A 20,394-nucleotide genomic window follows, 5' to 3' on the forward strand; every position below is an offset into this window, starting at 1 on the left:
ATATATGAATTTATTTTTCTACAATTCTCTTTATTCCTCATTTATTGGTTGAGAATCACCAAAATATAATCGAATCATTGATCCTTCTTTTAATTTTACCCCTGGCTTTGGTGTTTGTTTGACAACAACTTCCCCTTCACCACTCGAATCAATTTTTAAGTTGACCATTAACTCGCGGATTTCCTTTTTAGTAATTCCCACAAGGTCTGGAACCTCTACCATCACGGGGTCATCCCATTTTAATTCTTTTTCTACTTGTTCCTTTCTCGGCTCTACTTTGAGAACACGCATACTATCAGCGATAATATTCCCTACAATCGGAGCGGCTACTACTCCACCAAATTGAACGGTACCTTTTGGATTGTCGACAGCAACATAAACAACAATTTCTGGATGATCAGCAGGTGCAAACCCAATAAATGAAACGATATGATTATTCTCTAAGTAACGGCCATTTTGAGCTTTTTGAGCTGTTCCTGTTTTTCCACCTACACGATATCCGTCAACAAATGCATTTCCCCCACTTCCATGGGCCACAACTGTTTCTAAAGCATACCTTATTTGTTTTGACGTTTCCTCAGAAATTACCTGCCTTTTTGCTTTCGGTTCTTTCTTCATGACAACTTCACCCGTCCTTGGGTCAATCAATTCCTTTGCCACATATGGAGTATAGAGTGTTCCACCATTGATTGCTGCTGAAACAGCTGCCACTTGTTGCATTGGTGTAACAGAAACTCCCTGGCCAAAAGCTGTTGTAGCTTGTTCAACTGGTCCAACCCGGTCTAGATTAAATAAAATCCCCTTAGCCTCTCCTTGAAGGTCTATCCCCGTTTTCTGCCCAAAACCAAAACCTTTAATATATTTAAATAACGTATTCTTTCCGAGTCTCTCTCCAAGTTCAACAAAACCAGGGTTACATGAATTTTGAACTACTTCTAAGAAGCTCTGTGCTCCATGACCTCCGCTTTTCCAGCACCGTAATCTAGCTCCTCCTACCTTAACGAATCCTGGGTCATTAAAGTTTTCTTTCTCAAGATTGACTTTCCCTTCTTCAAGGGCGGCAGCGAGCGTGATAATCTTAAACGTTGAACCTGGTTCATAAGAACTCCAAATCGGCAAGTTTCGATTATAAATATCTGGGTCAACATGGCGAAAATCTGCTGGATCAAAACTTGGTCTTGAGGACATCGCTAATATTTCCCCTGTATTTGGATTCATCGCAATCCCAATCAATCCATCTGGCTGATATGTAGCAACTGCATTGTCAAATTCACGTTCCATTATCGTTTGTATTTTTGAATCAATTGTAAGTTTTAAGTCTAGACCATCAATAGGTGGTTCATAATCATCGGCCATATCATTCATTCGTTCGCCTTTGGCGTTGGCATAGAACTTAACCGAACCCTCTTCTCCACTTAATTCTTTATCATAAGATAGTTCTAATCCCATTAGTCCTTGATTATCAATACCAGCAAACCCAAGAACATGTGAAAGATAATTTCCAAAGGGATAATGCCGTTTCGAATCTTCTCCTATATAAACCCCTTCAATTTCTAATGCCCGAACTTCCTTTGCTTTTTCGTGTGAGATTTTCCTTCCCTCTGGTATTTTTACAGAGCTTGTCTTTTTTGTCAGGTACTCATAAGCTTTTTCCGTTGACATATTTAATACTGACGCTAACTTTTCAGCAGCCTCACCGGGATTTTTAATTTGCCTTGGTACAACATAAACTGTCGGAGAACTAATATTGGTTGCTAAAGCAACTCCATTACGATCGATAATTTCACCTCTTTTAGGTTCAAAAGGAATATTACGACTCCACAGTCCTTTTGCTTTCTCTGTTAAATCATCCCCAAGCAAAAATTGCACATAACCAAGGCGCATATCAATAACAAAAAATATAAATATTCCCACCAATAAAACAGTCATCAACCTTTTTCTAACAGTTACATTTGATACACGCATAAAAGAACGAACCTCCTTAAATTATGGCTCGTTCCAATATATGCTTGTACATTTTTCAATAGAACAATCGTGAATGAATTGATGAACATCATGTAGTCATAACCACCTATTAGCTCTAAGGTGTTTCATCCAGACCTTCATTTGAAGTTTCAACGGTCTCTTTTTCAGTTTGTTCTTCCTCAATCTCGCTATTTTCAATAGGCTCTTGGGTAATCACACCTGGTTTATCTAAATCGACAATCAAAAATTCCTCTTCTCTCATCATTGAACCTGGCTTGAAATTCTGCTTAACAACAAATCCATTACCAACAGAATTTAGTTTCATATTAGCTGCTTTTGCAACCTTCATGACATCCCTTAACGACCAACCAGTCATATCAGGTGCAATTAGGTCTCCATCTGTTTTCAAGACTACTTTTTCACCTGGCATCAGAACCTCACTTTTTGCCGGAATCTGACTTGTCACTTTAGAACCATTTCCAATCACAATGGCTTCTAAGCCTTGCCGGGATAATTCTTGTTTTGCCTCTTGTACAGATTGTCCTTCTAAATCAGGGTTTGTTACCTTTGTTACTGTTTTATTATCACTTGGTTCAACTTGTAAATACTGAAGACTATTTTTCATTACTGGTTTAAAAATTTCTGAGACTGCTTTTGATCCATCACCATAATTGAGACTATCTGGTTCTTGAACCGATACATACACAATTAATTCTGGATCATCTTTAGGAGCCATCCCAATAAAGGAATAGACATAACTTGTAGGTCCTCTTAAATACCCGCCACTTTTACTAGGGATTTGCGCAGTCCCTGTTTTTCCAGCAACTTCATAACCATCTATAGCATATCTTTTACCTGTACCATGTTCTCCTGTTATGACTGTTCCCAGGTAATCTCGTACAATTGCTGCTGTTTCTTCTGAAATCGGCTTTCCGATCACTTCAGGTTTCGTATCTTTAATTGTTTTTCCCGTATCAGGATCTATGACTTTATCAATTACATGGGTCTGCATCATCTTTCCATCATTGGCAATAGCTGTTGCGCCTTGAACTAGCTGTATGGGTGTTACAGTCGTTCCTTGCCCATACGCTGTTGTTGCCTTTTCCCTTGGATAATTATAAAGGAATTTACCTGGCTTTTCGTTAGGTAGATCAATTCCAGTTAGTTTAGTGATACCAAAACTCTTTAAATAAGCTTCTAGCTTATCAAACCCAAGCTTTTCATTTGCCAGCATCGTAAACAAAACATTTGAAGATCTCTGTACACCTTCTAAATAGGAAATGGTTCCCCAGCCTCTTCCACCGTTGTGGTCTGATATAGGCGTTGATTTTTGATCAATTACATATTGACCTGACATAAATTGTTCATTCGGATTAAAAACCCCTTCTTCAACAGCTGCAGCAAGGGTGAAAATCTTCATTGTCGATCCAGGTTCAAAAGGCAGTTCAATGGCTTCGTTATACCAACTTCCTTCAAGCCCTTCTTTTGTTTCTGGATTAAAGGTTGGTCGCTGCCCCATTCCAAGAATTTCCCCGGTCTTAGCATTTGCGACAATGGCAACCATTTTTTTCGGATTATACTCTTGATCGACTTTATTTAAAGTATCTTCAAGCATGATTTGAATTCTTTGATCAAGGGTCAAATAAACACTTTTACCATCCTGTGCAGGAGTAATCTTTTCCTCCCCATTAGGAAGTAAAAATCCCCAAATATCACTTTCAAATTGGTAGGAACCATCCTTGCCTGTTAATATTGAATTCAAACTTTTCTCGATTCCCATCATCCCAACCGTTTCATTTTTCTTGTCTTCATTGAGTTTATTTTCCGTATACCCAATTACATGTGATGCGAAAACACCATTTGGATAAAACCTTTTCATACTCCTTGAAAAGGAAATGCCAGGAAGCTTCAAATCTTCTATTTTTTCTTTTGCTTCTAATGAGATATCTCTACCTGCTGAGCCAAATTCAACTTGGAATCTATTATTATCCTTACCTGTTTTAAGAATTTTATAAATATCAGATTTTGGAAGATCAATAAATTTTGCTAATTCTGAAGCTGTTTTCTCAAGATCTACAACATGATTTGGTTTTTCTGGATCAGGCGACATTTTTTCTGATAAAATCGCGATTAAGCTATATGAACTACGGTCTTCTGCAATTACTTCCCCATTATTGTCATAGATTGTCCCACGTTTTGCATCAATCTTCGCCGATTCGGAATACATTTGTTCTGCTTTTGCAGCTAACGTTTGTCCTTTTACTTCCCCCGTTGTCTGGATGATTAGAAAACGGAGAAATAAGACAAAAAAGAGCAGGCTAAATAGTGCAAATAATGCCGCTGCTCCTAAATTAATATTTCTCTGTTTTTTGATCATTAATCTTGCACAACCTTAACATTTTGTTCATTTAATTGGAGCCCTAATTCCCGAGCCTTTTCTTTAATTCGATTATACTGACTTAGCTCATTTACTTGGACGGTTAAATCGCTAATTGATTTTTGCTGTGTTTGTATTTCCCTCTCTGTTAATTGAATGCCTTTGTTTAATTGATATATGTCTGACTGATTGGAGATAATTTGGGTCGAGCCAATACAAACGAATGCTCCAAACACAAGTCCTAATATTTTCTCCCCTGGTGAGAGTCCTTTTCTATGTAGATGCTTTTTTTTCGGGGCTTTTACTGTTTGTTGTTGCTGCTCTTGTCGAAGCTGTCGTGCTAAATTGGCCATTCGCTTATCCCTCCAATAATATCATAAAGTTTTACTTTTGATCGATATAAAGTTTAGTTTTTTTCTGCAATCCTTAATTTAGCTGATCTTGCCCGATTGTTATTTTCTAATTCTTCCTCAGAGGGAATTATCGGCTTCCTTGTAATTAACTTTAATTTAGGCTGATATTCCACTGGGATAATCGGTAAGCCATGCGGTAAATTTTGATTTTCACTTTCCTTCTTAAATGTAACTTTGCAAATTCTGTCTTCTAATGAATGAAAAGTGATCACACTAATTCTGCCACCTGAATTCAACAAGTCAATGGCCTGACTTAATGATTGTTCGAAAACTTTTAATTCATCATTTACAGCAATACGAATGGCTTGGAAGATCCGTTTCGCTGGATGGCCACCTTTTCTTCTTGCTGGAGCTGGTATGGCTTCTTTTATTAACTCTACTAATTGACCAGTTGTTTCGATGGGTTTCTCCATTCGTACGGCTTCAATTTTACGAGCAATTTGTTTTGAAAACTTTTCCTCGCCATATTGAAAGAAGATACGAACTAGCGCCTCGTAAGTCCATTCATTCACTACATGATAGGCAGATACATTTGCCTCTTTATCCATCCGCATATCTAGAGGGGCATCATGATGATAGCTAAATCCTCTTTCCGGGGTGTCAAGCTGTGGGGATGAAACACCTAAATCATATAAAATACCATCGACCTTATCGATGTTTCTATTTGCAAGTTCTTCCTTTAAATATTGGAAATTACTTTTAATTACTTGAAACCGATTCCCATAAGAAGCTAATTTTGCTTGTGCGTGCTGGATAGCGATTTCATCTTGATCAAATCCATATAACTTTCCTTGATCTGAAAGTTTTGTAAGGATTAATTCACTGTGGCCTGCTCCTCCAAGTGTACAGTCCACATATATCCCATCAGGCTTAATATTTAAACCTTCAACCGCTTCCTCTAATAAAACTGTTTTATGATTAAACATTGTTGTCCACCTTTTCGATTTCAGTGATTAAGGGGTCATATATAAATCAATCTAACTTGATTAGATATCAAACCCGATCATATTTTCTGCTATATCAGCAAATGAATCCGCTGACTCATTAAAGTAATCTTCCCAAATTTCTTTATTCCAAATCTCAATTCGATTGGAAACCCCTAAAACAACACATTCTTTCTCAAGTTTCGCGTAATTGACAAGCGGCGCTGCTATATTTATACGCCCTTGTTTATCAATTTCACATTCAGTCGCTCCAGAGAAAAAGAAACGAGTAAACGCACGAGCGTCTTTTTTAGTTAAAGGAAGATTCCTTAATTTATCTTCAATGATTTCCCACTCATTTAGGGGATAGCCAAATAAACATTGATCTAAGCCACGTGTCAAAACAAATGATTCACCTAGCTCTTCTCGGAATTTTGCAGGCACAATCAAGCGACCTTTCGTATCAACATTATGATGATATTCGCCCATGAACATACCTGCTACCCCCCACTTTCTAGAATTACTTTACCACATCCCCCCACTTTCCTCCACATTATTTTTATAATTCTCCCCGCATTACAAAAATCCTTCAAAAAAGCAGGAAAAGTAGTTAATTATCTTTAAAATCGTAATAATAGTAAATTTCCCACAAAAAAGAGACCTTCTATACAGAAAGTCTCTGTGTTATCGACCCAATCAAATACGCCATCAAATTTTATGTTAAATTTTGATTACTTTATGCATCCCATCAAATTCATATGGTAAGTACGGCAATTCAGAAAAAAAGGATGTTCCATATTGATTCAAATACAATAAAGGATTTAATATTCTCTCTTGAGGAGAGTTTAATGGTTTGAGCTTGTTTTCTATCCGTTCATATTTATTCAAAACCACTTTATGTTTGTCGAGAATCGATTGATTAACCTTGTCCTCTAAAAATTTAATTTGTTGCAATATAATCTGTTGATTTTTGTTGAACAGCGACGACAGCCCTTTATCAATTTTCTTCTCTATATATCCATAACGCTTTTGCAACTCATCTTTAGCTGCTTGAAATAACTCCTCTAATTCTGTATCTTTGAAAGTCAATAAATAATCATCTTGATATTTCTCAATCCCACTTGTTAACACTTGCTCAACCGTTAAACCCAATTCCTGAAGATCGGTCTGAACTGACCGGTCCAATAATGTAATATTTAACCGAGGGACAATAGGAGGCATTTTCAAAGAAAATATTTCAAAGGCTTGTTTCAGTTCGGCCCAATAAGCAATTTCTCCTGGGCCTGCAATGAATGCTAATGTTGGAAAAAGGACCTCTTGTGTCATCGGGCGAGTAACGACATTATTACTTAATTTAGTTGGATATTCTGAAGCGATTTGTAATAACTCATCAGCCGTAAATCGAACCGTTCCATTTTTACCGAAAAACAACCCTTCCTCTTGTTCAAACTCGAGTAAAACGCGTTCTTTTTCACTTTCATCATAATAAAACAAGTTGGCTGCTTGATCACTTAAATCAATGGTTGACTTAAATCCCTTTTGAATCAGTTGCATCTGTACTGCCTTGACACGATTAGTAATTTCATTGACTTGTTGAATTTGTGAAATAAAAATCTCTTTTTCAAGACGTCTTAGCCCAGGAAAGCCAGAATCAATAATTAACAAGCCTTCATTTTTGAATAATTCCATGACTATATTAGCAAAAAAGTCAACAAAAGTTCGTGAACGTTGAATACAGACTTTCATAAATTGACGGAGTTGATTCGTGTGATCTGTTTCACCTAGTTCCCTGATGATATCCTCAACCCACTTCAAACATACTTCTTGATTCAACTCTATATCTGTGACCATTTTCTTATCTATAACTTTTTCTGGATAGGTGACTTTTTGAACTTTCTTATCCTTTTCCATATAAATATGATTCACTTCTTGGAAATCATGATCTTCTCCTGCAATCCAAAAAACTGGTACGACAGGTACATTCAGTTCAGCCTCTTTTTGCTTCGCTAAAGCAATGATCGAAATCACCTTATGAATCGAATAAAGCGGACCGGTAAGAATCCCTGCTTGTTGTCCGCCAATGACGACAACGCTCTCCTCGCTAGCAAGCTTCGAGAGAGAATTCTCCACTTCTTTAGAAGTTGGAAATGGCTTCATAAATTCTTCGATACAATTCACCAATTTCATTCTCATAAATTCTCGATTTTGTAATTCTAATAATCTTTGCTTATAGTCGTCTGGATTTTGAAATTGATAATGAAAAAACTCTTGGATCTCAGATGAACCAGCAAGATAACCTGTCGCAAATGCGTTCGTTGCCGGTAGCGAGAGATTTAACATCTCCATGTAAGACTTCCTTTCTAAACATCATTAAACCTATTCTTAGCCTTCCAGTTAGGAACTAGAAATCGCTATGCTAATTCGTAAGATAAGACCATATGTAAGTAATAATAGATAAATCAATCCGAAACATAAAAAGTTAAATCGCCAAAAACCTTTAAACACTTTTACAAGTACGATTTCGTGTTTTAATCTCCAATGAACAAATACGAAAACGATGGCAACGAGGATCATAAATAATAAGATCACCCAAAAAAGTGAAAGCCCCCAAATTGCCGTAATAAAATAATGAACAGCGATCACGAATAATAACGTCGTAACATCAATAGCGATTTTTACAGATTTACGGTGATTTTTCGTGATTACTTTACTAATTACAAAAACGATTATATACCCTATTAAAGGAATAGTCACGAAAGTTGCAATGATTGAAGAGATAAGATCTGACACGTACTTTAATCCTCCACCCTACACTCTTTTCCCTTCACCGCCTGATAAAACAAGTCGATAATAGGAGTATGTATTTCATTTTCAGCCGCTTTTTCTAGAATATAACCCAAAATTGCATCAACCTCTGTAAGTCTTTTTTCTTTTAAATCACGAAGCATGGACGAATCATTATGTGCTGTTAGTTTACAAACTTCAATAACATTTAAAAAATACTCTTCTGACTCTTTTAACTGAAGACTTTCTATAATTTCCGCAAACATGCTTTTAACTAATCGGAAATAATAAGGATTATTGATAAGTTCTCCATTCTTAATTTGTAAAATAGATGTTAATGGATTAATTACAGCGTTGGCAACTAACTTTTTAATAAGCATTTTTTCATACTGTTCTTCAACCACAAACGAAAAAAAGTCATCTTCTATCGATTGGACAAAATCCATAAAGTTTGGACTATCCCCACGGAAAAGTGCGGTCTTTGTTGTTCCTACTCCCGTATGGATCACATGATTATGTCCTACTTTCATTGCTCCATGCTCAACTGATCCAACATAAATATCTCCATTTAGCCCATCAAACCATTTTAAATGCCCCATTCCATTTTGTAAAAAACATAGAGCATGACCGTTTGTACTATAAGTAGATAGCATATCAATTATATGCGGTAAATGGTATTGTTTTAAAGCAATAAAAGTTACCTCTTCCTCTCCACGCCATTGCGTAGATAATTTTACTTGTACGAATTCCCTTGCCCTATGACCATTCTTTTCAAATAGAAAACCCTCTTCTTGAATTAAATTACGTTGCTCACTGCTATGTACATACAGACATACGGAGTGTCGCCTGCTTAAATAATAGGAAAATAGTAAACCAATTGCCCCCCCACCGATGATCCCGATCTTCATTTATATCTGTTCCCTTCATATCAAATTCACCCACCGAATTTGTGCCCGTATTTTTATTACGCTTCAGAACACCACACAGCATGTCTCGCTTGGCTAAGACATGCATCCTGTCCGTCATCGAGATGCTCGGCACAATGAAAAACTACCCTCAACAAGTGTTCTTTCCCAATGTTGGTTAATTGAGGCCAACAGCATGCTAGCCATGTAGACGTTGCTGTAGGCATGCTTAGTCTGTGTTCAACTTAATTACCTTTATAATAATCCGCAACATCCATCAAAGGCGCAAACCATTCTGCCCTGTTTAAGCCCTCCTAAATCGGAACAGTTTCATTCATCTCTTACTATTGAAGAGGGATAACCCCTGTTCCTGCCGCAAATCTCGGAACAATTGCATTTGCTTAATGAGGTTAAATAAAGATATTTCCTTCATTATATAGGATTAATGTCATGAGCGTATAGATTTTAAACCAAAAAAATAAATGGTGTCTACATTTCCCTCTGGCCGTTATGGATTATTGATTCCAACCATTAAGAACTAGACACCATTTATTAACTTATTCTTATCAAGCTTAACAGACAACCTCCTTCTCATGATTCTGAGTACATAAATAAGGGGGATAGTTGATCAATTTCCCATCAATGAGGATGAAAGAAGCCCAACTTTTAAACAGGATACACCGGATGTTTTCTTGTGCTGAAATGATGCTTTTTTGTTTCGTACAGGGCAAACCTTGATATAAGGACATTTCTTAAATCTTTCGGATGTACAATATCATCTACAATTAGTTCTGACGCTAGTTTATAGAGATCAATCGCCTTCCTATACTCCTCTTGTTTTTGACCAATAAAAGCAGCTCGCTCACTCATGTTTTCTAAAGAATTAATCTTATTTGCATAAACAGCGTTGACAGCCGCTTCTGGACCCATTACTGCAATCTGTGCTGTTGGTAGTGCCAAACAGCAATCAGGTTCAAATGCCGGCCCTGCCATTGCATATAAACCCGCTCCATAAGCCTTTCGAACGATAACTGAAATTTTTGGAACTGTTGCTGAGCTAACCGCTGCAATTAACTTAGCCCCATGACGGATGATGCCAGCTCTTTCAACTTTTGTACCAATCATAAATCCTGGAACATCTGCCAAGAATAGTAAAGGGATATGGAAGGCATCACATAAAGTAATAAACTTAGCTCCTTTATCGGCTGAATCTATAAATAACACGCCACCCTTTACTTTTGATTGATTCGCAACAATCCCAACTACTTTCCCATCAACTCTCGCCATTCCGGTAATTAATTCAGGGGCAAATAATGCCTTAATTTCAAAAAAACTTCCTTCATCAATGATAGTGTCAATGCAATCATACATATTAAAGGGGGTATTTTGGTTATCAGGAATGATATTTTCAAGTTGCATTCCAGTTTTTGGCCCTTTTCCTGATTGAGTTGGGGGTTTCTCCTGATAGTTAGTAGGAAAATAACTCAAGTACAATTTTGCTTTTTCAATTGCTTCCTCTTCATTTTGGACTAAAATATCCCCGCATCCACTTACTGTGCAGTGCATTCTAGCTCCGCCCATTTCCTCCAAGCTTACCTTTTCACCAATGACCATTTCAGCCATCCGTGGTGAACCTAAATACATGGATGCGTTATCCTCTACCATAATTACAACATCACAAAAAGCTGGGATATATGCGCCACCAGCTGCTGATGGACCAAAAAGCAGACAAATTTGAGGTATGACTCCTGAAAGCTTTACTTGATTATAAAAAATCCGACCAGCCCCCCGTCTATTTGGAAACATCTCTAATTGGTCTGTGATTCTTGCACCAGCGGAGTCAACTAAATAAAGTAAGGGGACTTTTAACTTTTCGGCACTTTCTTGAATTCTAATCATCTTTTCAACTGTTCGGGGTCCCCATGATCCTGCCTTTACAGTTGAATCATTTGCCACCACACAAACTGTTCGACCGTTTACTTTACCGATTGCTGTTATTACTCCATCTGCGGGTAATTCAGAGTCTCCGCAATTGGCAAATAAACCATCTTCCTCATATCTTCCCTCATCAAATAATCGCCCTAAACGTTCCCGTACAAAAAGCTTATTTTGAACTGCTAATTTCTTTAAGGACTTTTCCTTCTTCCCGTCTTTTACTGTTTGTTTTTTTATTTCTAAGCTCTTATAACGCGACCTATTAGAAGACATAGAATTCCTCCTTACTCAACTTTCCTAAAGGTTGTAGTTATTCGCCCGTTGAATTTACGTCAGGTAGCTTGGGTTAGAACCGCCACTGAATCGAAGAGCGATTATCCATTCATGCCACACTTTTAGACGTGAGAGAACTTTTGACTGAATGAGGTTAGATTATTGTTAACAGTACATCATCCTCACTAACAAATTGACCAACTCTTACCTTAATTTCAGATACTGTCCCTGAAATACTACTTTCAATTGGAATGGCCATTTTCATTGATTCGACAATCACCACTTCCTGACCCACAGAAACTTGCTCTCCCTCATGTATCTGGATAGCCAGCACAACACCTGTAATAATAGATTTTACCTCCTTCATCCACCAGTCCCCCTTGCCTATATTTAATAAAGTGAAAACTTCCATCACTGGGGTTTTCTAACATCCCCTTCTAATAGAAAGCCCTATCCCACAACTTCCACCTATTTTCTTTTTTAAACTCGGAGTGGGGTGGGGTCTAACCTTCCCGTTATGTCTAATAAAAAATTTGTAACCGTTTTCTAATCGAAAAGAAGGTATTTATAATGAAAATGTTATATAATCATATACAAATAGTTATTAAGATTAAGACTAGTTTAAATTTTTGGTTTACTATAATACGTATTCGTATCATGGAGTTGTCATGCACTTTTGCCACAAAAAGGGGGAAATAATATGGTCAAAACGGATATGGATCTAAGCAAGAATATTGTTAAATTAAAGGTTAACTTTAAAACACTTGAAGATTTTAAAAGTTTTAAAGAATACGGGATTCAAGAATTATCGATGAGTGAAGACCTTCAAGCCAATATTATTGAAAATGACAGCGAATCTCCATTTTATGGTATTTACTTTGGTGATAAACTTGTTGCACGAATGAGCGTTTATCAGGTGAGCGGAAAATATAACCGTTATTTCGATCCACCCGTTGATTATATAGAAATATGGAAGCTAGGAGTATTGCCCGACTATCAAGGTAGGGGGTATGGGACAGCACTTGTAAATTTCGCCAAAAACCTTGGGATGCCAATTAAAACAAACCCTCGAGTTAAATCACGAAGCTTTTGGGAAAAGATGGGGTTTAACTCAGTTAATTATGATATGGAAAGGGATTTAGGGGAGAATCCACTGATCTGGGCTCCAGATCATGTAACCGAAGCAAAATAATAAAATTAGCTCATTATTAAATAATAAAAATAAGCAGACCTTCGCCTGCTTATTTTTATTTATCGATTTTTTCTAAATTTCCATTTTTGTCCATTTGAAATCTCACCTTTTGTGCGAACTCTTCATCCTTTAAGACAACCATTTTTCTTGCTCTTTCCATAATCTCGACTAAGGCTTTATAATCATTTTCCATTGTATAAAATTCTTTTTGTAGCCTCATATTTTCAGCAGAGATTTCACTTACCCTTTCCTCTAGTACTTTAACCTTTTCTTTATACGCTACTATGTTTTCTTCATATTCTTGCAGGTCAAGAATTCGTTCATGCATTTTATTTAAATAGACTAGTATATCAGCAAAATTCAGTTCTTTTTGTAATGGAGGAGTTATGATTTCTTCTAAATCCTCAGTATAACTAGAAGTATCCTGTAAGATATCCTCATTTAGCTGCTCTAAATTTGAGCTTTTTTTGCCTTCTTTTCTTTGCTTTTTTGCTAATTCAATTCCTGTTTTGTATTGTTTTCGGATCGTTGAATTCCATCGAAACCCGCACGCAGCTGCGGTTCTTGAAAGTTTCTTTCCTACTTCTTCAAAAGCTTGCAGCTGGGTCCCACCTTCACGAATATAGCGGAGTACAACCTCTGCTAGAAGCAAATCTTCATCTTGAGTCCAAGCATCTTGACGTGTGGATGACATTCAAAATCCCTCCTAGTGTTTTTTATTCATACATATGCATCTACTAGAAAAGATAGAATGTATTAATAAATGAAATAGAACATTATTCCAAGTAACTTATTTCGAGATCGATAGAAATAACATGAACTAAAAAAGAAACAGCACAGGAACTTTCAGCTCCTGTGCTGTTTCTTCTATCCATTAGTTATTAATTACTTCTTTACCTTTGTATGTTCCACATGCTTTACATACACGGTGAGCAAGTTTCATTTCACCGCAGTTTGGGCACTCAGTCATACCAGGCACCTGTAATTTAAAATGCGTACGACGCTTTCTTTTTGCCGTTTTCGAAGTTCTTCTAAAAGGTACAGCCATTATTCCCACCTCCTTAAAGAGTATTAAGAAGTTTGAAGATTAAAATAATCTTCAACCGCGTTATCAATCTCCCCATTAAGAATCTGAAGATTGATCATTTTGTTCAAAAAACTTAGCAAGACCTGCAAGACGCGGATCTACTTTGTCTTTCTTATCCTTTTTATGAATGACTTCCCAATCTTTTCCCGATTGAGGAGCACCTTCTTCTGTGCTATTCTCTGCAATCACTTGCATCGGAACCTCAAGTAGTAGGATTTCATAAATAATTGGGTTTAAATCAATCACATCCCCTTTTACTCTATGTACCTCTTCATCGGTTTCATAGTTAGGGCCATTCAATAGGAATGTTTCGATTGTGTCAACATTTATAGGATAGTCAACATCAACTAACGTACGTGAACAAGGAAGGATAAGCTGACCTTTAATATTTAAATGAAAAGTAATCTTTGAAGAGCCGATATCTGCCATTCCGGTTACATGTATTGGTGGAACTCCCCGAATGCTTTGATCAATCTTCATAATTTCTTCAGCATTTACATACTCGTCAATTTTCAATTCCTTGCTTCGATGTTTTTGTAACTGATTTATTGTCCACTTCATCTGTATCACCTCAAGGCAACAAAAGTAATTATAGCTTTCAAAGAAATAATTGTCAATATTTTTTCTTTACACTATTTTAGAATCCCCTGTTGCATTTTAAGTCAATAAAAATTAGGAAAGTTGGCTATAGTTATAACAGCACATATAGTATTCTAACCTATTATATTGTTCACAAACAATATTTTAGTTAAAATATTTTATATACAAAAACGATTTAATTGATAAAGGGGTATTTTTAATGAAAGCAGTTGGCCTAATTGTTGAATATAATCCGTTCCATCATGGACATGCCTATCATGTCAATAAAGCAAAAGAGATTACAGGTGCAGAGATTGCGATCGCCGCAATGAGTGGGAACTTTTTACAAAGGGGAGAGCCGGCCCTTATCTCAAAATGGACAAGGACTGAAATGGCCCTACGCGGTGGGATTGATCTAGTTTTTGAATTACCTTATACTTTTGCTGTTCAAAAAGCGGATACATTTGCAAATGGGGCCTTATCCTTATTAAGTGCAGCTGAGTGTGATTATATTTGTTTTGGCAGTGAATCCGGGAATATTGAAGCTTTTTATCAGACCTACAATTTTCTAAAAAATAACAAACATAAATATAATGAATCCGTACAGACATTTATTAAGCTCGGAAATAGTTACCCGAAGGCCATGTCCCTTGCCTATCAAGAATTAGGACCAGCCTCGAATCTTCTTGACCTCTCCAAGCCGAACAATATACTTGGTTTTCAATATGTTAGGGCGGCAATTGAAAAGCAATTACCGATAAAAATGACTACAATTACAAGAAAAGATGCTGGGTATCATGATGAGTTTTTTGCCTCCCCTTCGATTGCCAGTGCGACAAGTATACGTAAAGCACTATTTACCTTGCCTGAAGACCTTTCTGCCGTCCAACCTTATATTCCTAATCAGACATACGACTTATTATTACAATATAGGGAGCAATTTGGAGCTTTTCATAGCTGGGATATGTATTGGGATTACTTACAATTCATCTTACTCCGAACGAACGCCAACCAATTAAAGGCTATTTATGAAATCGAAGAAGGGATGGAAAACCGTATCCTTTCAAACATAAAAACATCACAATCTTTTACTCATTTGATGGGAGCACTTAAAACGAAACGTTATACATGGACTCGCCTTCAAAGGGTCTTAACCCATATTCTTACAGGCACTACAAAAGATGAAATGAAAATGTTAAAAGAACGTGTTACATATCTTCGCCTGTTAGGAATGACAGAAAAGGGACGTCTTTATCTAAATAGATTAAAAAAAACATGCCCACTTACAATCGTTACAAAGAGAGCATCCTTTAATAGTCCACAAATAGACATCGATTCTAGAGCAGCCGAACTTTACACTATAGGGTTACCAACTAACAGTAGACAATTTGCTCTCCAACAAGAATATTATCAAAAACCGATTTATTTAAAATAGGAGCAACGATTATCGTTGCTCGTAATTTTTATTTTTTCGGCTTAAGATTCTCCAAATATGACACTGCTCCATCAAAATTGTCAACAGGGATAATTTTCATGTCTGTTTTAATATCTTTAGCTGTTTTTAAGGCAACACGATAATTAGAATCTTTAGCGCCATTTTGGTTTGGTGCAAGAAAAATCTCCGCTCCAGCTTTATCAGCGGCAATGACTTTTTGGTGTATTCCACCTATTTCACCTACTTCCCCATTAGATGAAATCGTACCCGTTCCAGCTATGTTATACCCCTTAGTTAGGTCTTCTTTCATTAACTGATTGTAGATTTCTAGGGAAAACATAAACCCTGCGGATGGACCGCCAATTTCCTTACTATTAACCGTCACATGGGGCTCAACAATTAATTCCTTATCATCAACAAGACCAATTCCTATTCCTACTTTTCCTTTATTTTCTCCATCATTAAATTGATCAAGCTTCAGGCTTGTCTGATAGACTTTTGATTTTCTTTCAAAAGTTAGGACAAGTTCCTCACCTGTAGATTTTTGACTAATATAGTCCATGAACTCGGAAGATGTATGAAAATCATTGCCATCAACTTCAAAGATCCGATCAGCTGGCTCTAACTTTTTCTCTGCAGGCATACCAGGGACCACATGAAGTACGTAAACGCCCTTATATTCATAATTCACTGGGAGACCTGCTTTCCTATAAGCAACTTCAATCGCATTTATTTTAGATGAGTCCATTAAATGAAGTTGACGAACCATATATTCTTCTTCGGTTTCATCCTCAGATCTAATCTGATCGATTGGATAGATCTCTTGATATGGACTAAATTTAGCTATTAGATAAGAATAAATATTAGCTCTTCCCATCCTTACCGTTGTTAACATAAAACTACCTTCCTCAGTATAACCATCTTCGACTTCAATAATTGGCTCTAATTCCTTGGCCATTCCGGGTTTAGAAATATAAAAAGGCATAAAATAAAAGCAAGGAGCTACGAGAATTATTACAACCAAGATAAGAATCCTGATTCTTTTTTTGCGTTTCATTGGTACTAAGCCCCTTCCCATTCATGGATGATTTTTTTAATTTGTTCAATATGTTTGCGAGCTTCTTCTTCTCCCATTATAATAATTTCCTCTATGTTGGTAAAAGCCCTAGCACTGTACTTTTCTACTTGCGGGCGAATCATAACATCTGATGCGAATTGCCGATTTTCTACTAACTCCATTTGCATAATATCTAAACTTTGCATAATAACATCATAAATGTTTGAGATTTCGGCATCCCTTTTCACCCGTGAAACATCAACAGCTATGACAAGATCCGCTCCCATTTCTTTTACAACAGATACCGGGACACGATCAATTACCCCTCCATCTACTAGCAAACGGCCGTCTTTTTTCTCAGGAACAAAAATCCCTGGGATCGATATGCTCGAACGGACCGCTTCAGCAATCGGGCCTTCTGTAAATACAATTTTCTCGCCTTTCATTAAATCTGTCGCAACAACCGCAACAGGGATATTCAATTCCTCAAGTTGTTTTCCTTTTGTAAATAAACGAATTAAATCTTTAATTCTCTTGCCAGCAACAAACCCCATTCTAGGTACAGTAAGGTCCAAGTAATACTTTCGTTTAAAGGAAGTAGCCAATTTATAAAGACGATTTAGATCTAATCCACTAGCATAGAAACAAGCAACTAGTGACCCCATGCTGCTCCCTGCAATATAATCAATTGGTATCTTATTTTCAACCAACACTTTTATTATGCCCAAATGAGCAAAACCGCGTGCTCCCCCAGACCCAAGCGCCAAACCAATTTTAGGCCGATCCAAATCCTCCACTCTCCCATCTTATTAGATAGCTGGATAAAGCCAATTCGCTCTAATTCTCTATACAATCTTATGGTCTATTTTCCCATTCTATGAGTATATTGATGTTAGTAGGGTTTCTTCCTTATTCAAACAAGGATTAGAACAGGACAAGACTGAAGAGTACCTTCAATAATTAACCATTCTACAGCTTGAGGGAGGATCATACGTGTTTCATTCAAAATTAAAAACCATTGTATTAGCAGTAACCTCAACGTTATTAGCCTTATCCATTATTGCCTTTCCTCAAGAATCAGTATCTGCTTCCATTCGAGGTTTGGATACATGGCTTGAAATTGTTTTCCCATCCTTATTACCTTTCTTCATTGTATCCGAATTGCTGATTGGTTTTGGGGTTGTGAAATTTATCGGAATGCTATTAGAACCCTTCATGAGGCCTCTATTCCGTGTCCCTGGTGTAGGTGGTTTTGCGTGGGCAATGGGAATGGCTTCTGGCAATCCTGCTGGAGCCAAAATTACTTCAAGGCTTAGACAAGAGGGACAAGTTAGTAAGATTGAAGCAGAACGATTAGTGGCATTCACGAATTCTTCAAATCCATTGTTTATTTTTGGCGCGGTCTCGGTTGGTTTTTTTGGTAACGCAACACTTGGCATCGTCCTTGCTGTCGCTCATTATCTGGGAAATATTACAGTTGGAATCATCATGAGATTTTATGGAGATAACAGTACCAAAAAAACCGATTCTGATCAAAAGCGCCAATCTATTAAAAACGCATTGTCCGCACTTCATCAAGCACGAATTAAAGATAAACGCCCAATCGGAAAGTTATTAGGTGATGCGGTAATGTCTTCGATTCAAACATTGTTAATGATTGGTGGCTTTATTATTCTATTCTCAGTAATTAACAAATTATTATATCATCTACATATCTCTTCATTTTTAGCAATAGGATTAGAAGTTATCTTGAGCCTTTTTCAATTTCCAATCGAGTTAAGTATTCCTTTGTTTTCAGGTTTATTTGAAATGACAATCGGAAGCCAGCTAGTAAGCGGAGTACAAGAATCAACGCTCATGCAGCAAGCCATTATTGTCAGTCTTCTACTTGGTTTCGGTGGTTTAAGTATACATGCACAAGTAGCCAGTATATTAGCACAAACAGATATAGGATTTAAGCCATTTTTTATTGCTAGAATCATGCAGGGTCTTTTTGCAGCGATTTATACTTTCCTATTATGGAATCCGCTATATGAACAGTTAATCAAAGGTGAGCAGCCTTCCAACTCTATTCCTGTAAATCTATTGATCGAAGGACCGTTCTTCACGAACATGACAAATCGACTTGTTGAGTTTGGAGGGATCTTTACCATTTCAATGTTAGCTCTGTATGTGCTTCTATATGCTAAAAAGATGGCTTACAGTAAGAAAAGTTAATATATTCTAAAAAATGGTGTCCAGGATCCCTTAAGATGAAGTCTCTGACTACTACTCTTATTTTTTAGGATTCTAGACACCATATATATAAATTTTTCCTTTTTTAATCATGTACGATTATTTCTCCCTAAACTTTTCCAACAATGCTTTTTCAACCACTGCTGGCACAAGCTCTGAAATATCAGCCCCATATTTAGCCACTTCTTTAACAATGCTTGAACTTAAAAATGAATATTGATTCCGTGTCATAATAAAAAAGGTTTCTAACTCTTGATTTAATAAACGGTTCATTGAAGTGATTTGCATCTCATATTCAAAATCCGAAACCGCTCTTAAACCCCTTAAATTGACGGTTGCTCCAACTTTTCGAGCATAATCCACTAGCAAACCGCTGTACGATTCCACGTGGACATTAGGGTATTTTTCCGTTGCACCTTTAATTAATTCGATTCTTTCTTCGACTGTAAATAAAGGGTTCTTGGATGCGTTTTTTAAAACAACGACATATAGTTTATCAAAAATTTTAGAACCCCTTGAAATAATATCCATATGTCCATTTGTAATCGGATCAAAACTTCCAGGGCAGATGGCAACTCTATCCATAATATATTTCTACTCCTCTCCTGTGTATAGACTTAAAGCGATTATTCCATAATTTTCACTTTTTCTTTTAACCAAGCTTCCAACTACTTGGGGTAATTCAATATCAGACGAGTGCTCACATACAATCGTTCCAGTTGAGTCTAGCAATTGATGTTCATGTATGAAATCTAATAATTTTGCTAACTGCTGTTGTTTGTATGGAGGATCCAAAAATATATAATTTAGACTAATCTGTCTTTTTTCGATAACCTTAATAGCTCTCAGTGCATCATTTCGATAAATTTCAACCTTATCATCTAGTCCACAACTATGTATATTCTCACGTAAGGTTCCGATAGCCTTTGCATCTCGATCAACAAAAATGACATGATCCAAACCTCTGCTTAACGCTTCAATTCCAAGACCTCCGCTTCCGGCAAACAAATCCAATCCGTATCCTCCATCAAAATAAGGGCCTATCATGTTAAACATGGCTTCCTTTACCTTATCTGTCGTCGGTCTAGTTGAACTTCCTGGAACGGCTTTTAATCCCTTGCCTTTAAGAATTCCTGAAACAACTCTCATCTATATCACCACTACCATTCATTGTCCTATTTTTTATTATTAATCCTATCACATTAGTTACCATTATCCAATGTAGATAAGAAAA

The 20,394-nt window shown here is 36.8% G+C and carries 20 protein-coding genes; 3 read left to right on the forward strand and 17 right to left on the reverse strand.

Going from position 1 to position 20,394, the window contains the following annotated elements; all coding sequences use genetic code 11:
• Window positions 1-30: 30 nt before the first annotated feature.
• From R4Z10_RS13985 to R4Z10_RS14030, 10 genes are all read right to left on the reverse strand, one after another.
• Window positions 31-1,965 carry a stage V sporulation protein D gene (locus R4Z10_RS13985; protein WP_338469912.1) on the reverse strand — a complete coding sequence of 645 codons (1,935 nt, stop codon included), beginning with the start codon at window positions 1,963-1,965 and terminating at the stop codon, window positions 31-33.
• Between the two features lie 115 nt (window positions 1,966-2,080).
• Window positions 2,081-4,342 carry a penicillin-binding protein gene (locus R4Z10_RS13990; protein WP_338469913.1) on the reverse strand — a complete coding sequence of 754 codons (2,262 nt, stop codon included), beginning with the start codon at window positions 4,340-4,342 and terminating at the stop codon, window positions 2,081-2,083.
• The gene (ftsL, locus tag R4Z10_RS13995; protein WP_338469914.1) at window positions 4,342-4,695 is read right to left on the reverse strand and encodes a cell division protein FtsL; all 354 of its coding nucleotides are present in this window, start codon (window positions 4,693-4,695) and stop codon (window positions 4,342-4,344) included. The genes R4Z10_RS13990 and ftsL overlap by 1 nt, the downstream gene beginning before the upstream one ends.
• Window positions 4,696-4,748: 53 nt before the next feature.
• Window positions 4,749-5,681 (reverse strand): 16S rRNA (cytosine(1402)-N(4))-methyltransferase RsmH, encoded by a 933-nt coding sequence (gene rsmH, locus R4Z10_RS14000; RefSeq protein ID WP_338469915.1) that lies wholly within the window; start codon window positions 5,679-5,681, stop codon window positions 4,749-4,751.
• Between the two features lie 60 nt (window positions 5,682-5,741).
• Window positions 5,742-6,173: a division/cell wall cluster transcriptional repressor MraZ gene (gene mraZ, locus R4Z10_RS14005; protein ID WP_338469916.1), complete on the reverse strand. Its 432-nt coding sequence runs from the start codon at window positions 6,171-6,173 to the stop codon at window positions 5,742-5,744.
• Window positions 6,174-6,398: 225 nt separating this feature from the next.
• Entirely contained in the window at window positions 6,399-8,024 is a 1,626-nt protein-coding gene (gene bshC, locus R4Z10_RS14010) for a bacillithiol biosynthesis cysteine-adding enzyme BshC (RefSeq protein WP_338469917.1), read from the reverse strand.
• A 48-nt stretch (window positions 8,025-8,072) separates the two neighbouring features.
• Window positions 8,073-8,468 carry a DUF3397 domain-containing protein gene (locus R4Z10_RS14015; RefSeq protein WP_338469918.1) on the reverse strand — a complete coding sequence of 132 codons (396 nt, stop codon included), beginning with the start codon at window positions 8,466-8,468 and terminating at the stop codon, window positions 8,073-8,075.
• A gap of 5 nt (window positions 8,469-8,473) precedes the next feature.
• Window positions 8,474-9,370 carry a 2-dehydropantoate 2-reductase gene (locus R4Z10_RS14020; RefSeq protein WP_338469919.1) on the reverse strand — a complete coding sequence of 299 codons (897 nt, stop codon included), beginning with the start codon at window positions 9,368-9,370 and terminating at the stop codon, window positions 8,474-8,476.
• Between the two features lie 663 nt (window positions 9,371-10,033).
• The gene (locus R4Z10_RS14025) at window positions 10,034-11,575 is read right to left on the reverse strand and encodes an acyl-CoA carboxylase subunit beta (protein WP_338469920.1); all 1,542 of its coding nucleotides are present in this window, start codon (window positions 11,573-11,575) and stop codon (window positions 10,034-10,036) included.
• A 154-nt stretch (window positions 11,576-11,729) separates the two neighbouring features.
• Window positions 11,730-11,942, reverse strand: a complete 213-nt coding sequence (locus R4Z10_RS14030; RefSeq protein WP_338469921.1) for an acetyl-CoA carboxylase biotin carboxyl carrier protein subunit — start codon at window positions 11,940-11,942, stop codon at window positions 11,730-11,732.
• Between the two features lie 333 nt (window positions 11,943-12,275).
• Here R4Z10_RS14030 and R4Z10_RS14035 point away from each other — a divergent pair, with 333 nt between their 5' ends.
• On the forward strand, window positions 12,276-12,767 hold the full coding sequence (locus R4Z10_RS14035; RefSeq protein WP_338469922.1) for an N-acetyltransferase: 492 nt from the start codon (window positions 12,276-12,278) through the stop codon (window positions 12,765-12,767).
• 55 nt (window positions 12,768-12,822) lie between these two features.
• Here R4Z10_RS14035 and R4Z10_RS14040 read toward each other — a convergent pair whose 3' ends face one another.
• The 3 genes from R4Z10_RS14040 to R4Z10_RS14050 all read right to left on the reverse strand — a co-directional run bounded on the left by R4Z10_RS14040 (window position 12,823) and on the right by R4Z10_RS14050 (window position 14,415).
• Complete coding sequence (locus tag R4Z10_RS14040; protein WP_338469923.1) at window positions 12,823-13,461, reverse strand: RsfA family transcriptional regulator; 639 nt, start codon at window positions 13,459-13,461, stop codon at window positions 12,823-12,825.
• Between the two features lie 180 nt (window positions 13,462-13,641).
• Window positions 13,642-13,815 carry a 50S ribosomal protein L32 gene (rpmF, locus tag R4Z10_RS14045; protein ID WP_338469924.1) on the reverse strand — a complete coding sequence of 58 codons (174 nt, stop codon included), beginning with the start codon at window positions 13,813-13,815 and terminating at the stop codon, window positions 13,642-13,644.
• Window positions 13,816-13,890: 75 nt separating this feature from the next.
• Window positions 13,891-14,415, reverse strand: coding sequence for a DUF177 domain-containing protein (locus tag R4Z10_RS14050; RefSeq protein ID WP_338469925.1), 525 nt, complete (start codon window positions 14,413-14,415; stop codon window positions 13,891-13,893).
• 238 nt (window positions 14,416-14,653) lie between these two features.
• Here R4Z10_RS14050 and R4Z10_RS14055 point away from each other — a divergent pair, with 238 nt between their 5' ends.
• Window positions 14,654-15,868: a nucleotidyltransferase gene (locus R4Z10_RS14055; RefSeq protein WP_338469926.1), complete on the forward strand. Its 1,215-nt coding sequence runs from the start codon at window positions 14,654-14,656 to the stop codon at window positions 15,866-15,868.
• 28 nt (window positions 15,869-15,896) lie between these two features.
• Here the strand turns inward: R4Z10_RS14055 and R4Z10_RS14060 are convergent, their stop codons facing one another.
• On the reverse strand, window positions 15,897-16,925 hold the full coding sequence (locus R4Z10_RS14060; RefSeq protein WP_338469927.1) for a SepM family pheromone-processing serine protease: 1,029 nt from the start codon (window positions 16,923-16,925) through the stop codon (window positions 15,897-15,899).
• A 5-nt stretch (window positions 16,926-16,930) separates the two neighbouring features.
• Entirely contained in the window at window positions 16,931-17,713 is a 783-nt protein-coding gene (locus R4Z10_RS14065) for a patatin-like phospholipase family protein (protein ID WP_338469928.1), read from the reverse strand.
• Between the two features lie 205 nt (window positions 17,714-17,918).
• Here R4Z10_RS14065 and ylbJ point away from each other — a divergent pair, with 205 nt between their 5' ends.
• Entirely contained in the window at window positions 17,919-19,142 is a 1,224-nt protein-coding gene (gene ylbJ / locus R4Z10_RS14070; RefSeq protein WP_338469929.1) for a sporulation integral membrane protein YlbJ, read from the forward strand.
• 117 nt (window positions 19,143-19,259) lie between these two features.
• On the opposite strand, the gene coaD is transcribed toward ylbJ, so the two are convergent.
• Both coaD and rsmD read right to left on the reverse strand, forming a co-directional pair.
• Window positions 19,260-19,745: a pantetheine-phosphate adenylyltransferase gene (gene coaD, locus R4Z10_RS14075; RefSeq protein WP_338469930.1), complete on the reverse strand. Its 486-nt coding sequence runs from the start codon at window positions 19,743-19,745 to the stop codon at window positions 19,260-19,262.
• Between the two features lie 9 nt (window positions 19,746-19,754).
• Window positions 19,755-20,309 (reverse strand): 16S rRNA (guanine(966)-N(2))-methyltransferase RsmD, encoded by a 555-nt coding sequence (gene rsmD / locus R4Z10_RS14080; protein ID WP_338469931.1) that lies wholly within the window; start codon window positions 20,307-20,309, stop codon window positions 19,755-19,757.
• Between the last annotated feature and the right edge of the window lie 85 nt (window positions 20,310-20,394).

It is taken from the genome of Niallia sp. XMNu-256, from assembly GCF_036670015.1.
Lineage (GTDB): Bacteria > Bacillota > Bacilli > Bacillales > Cytobacillaceae > Bacillus_BD.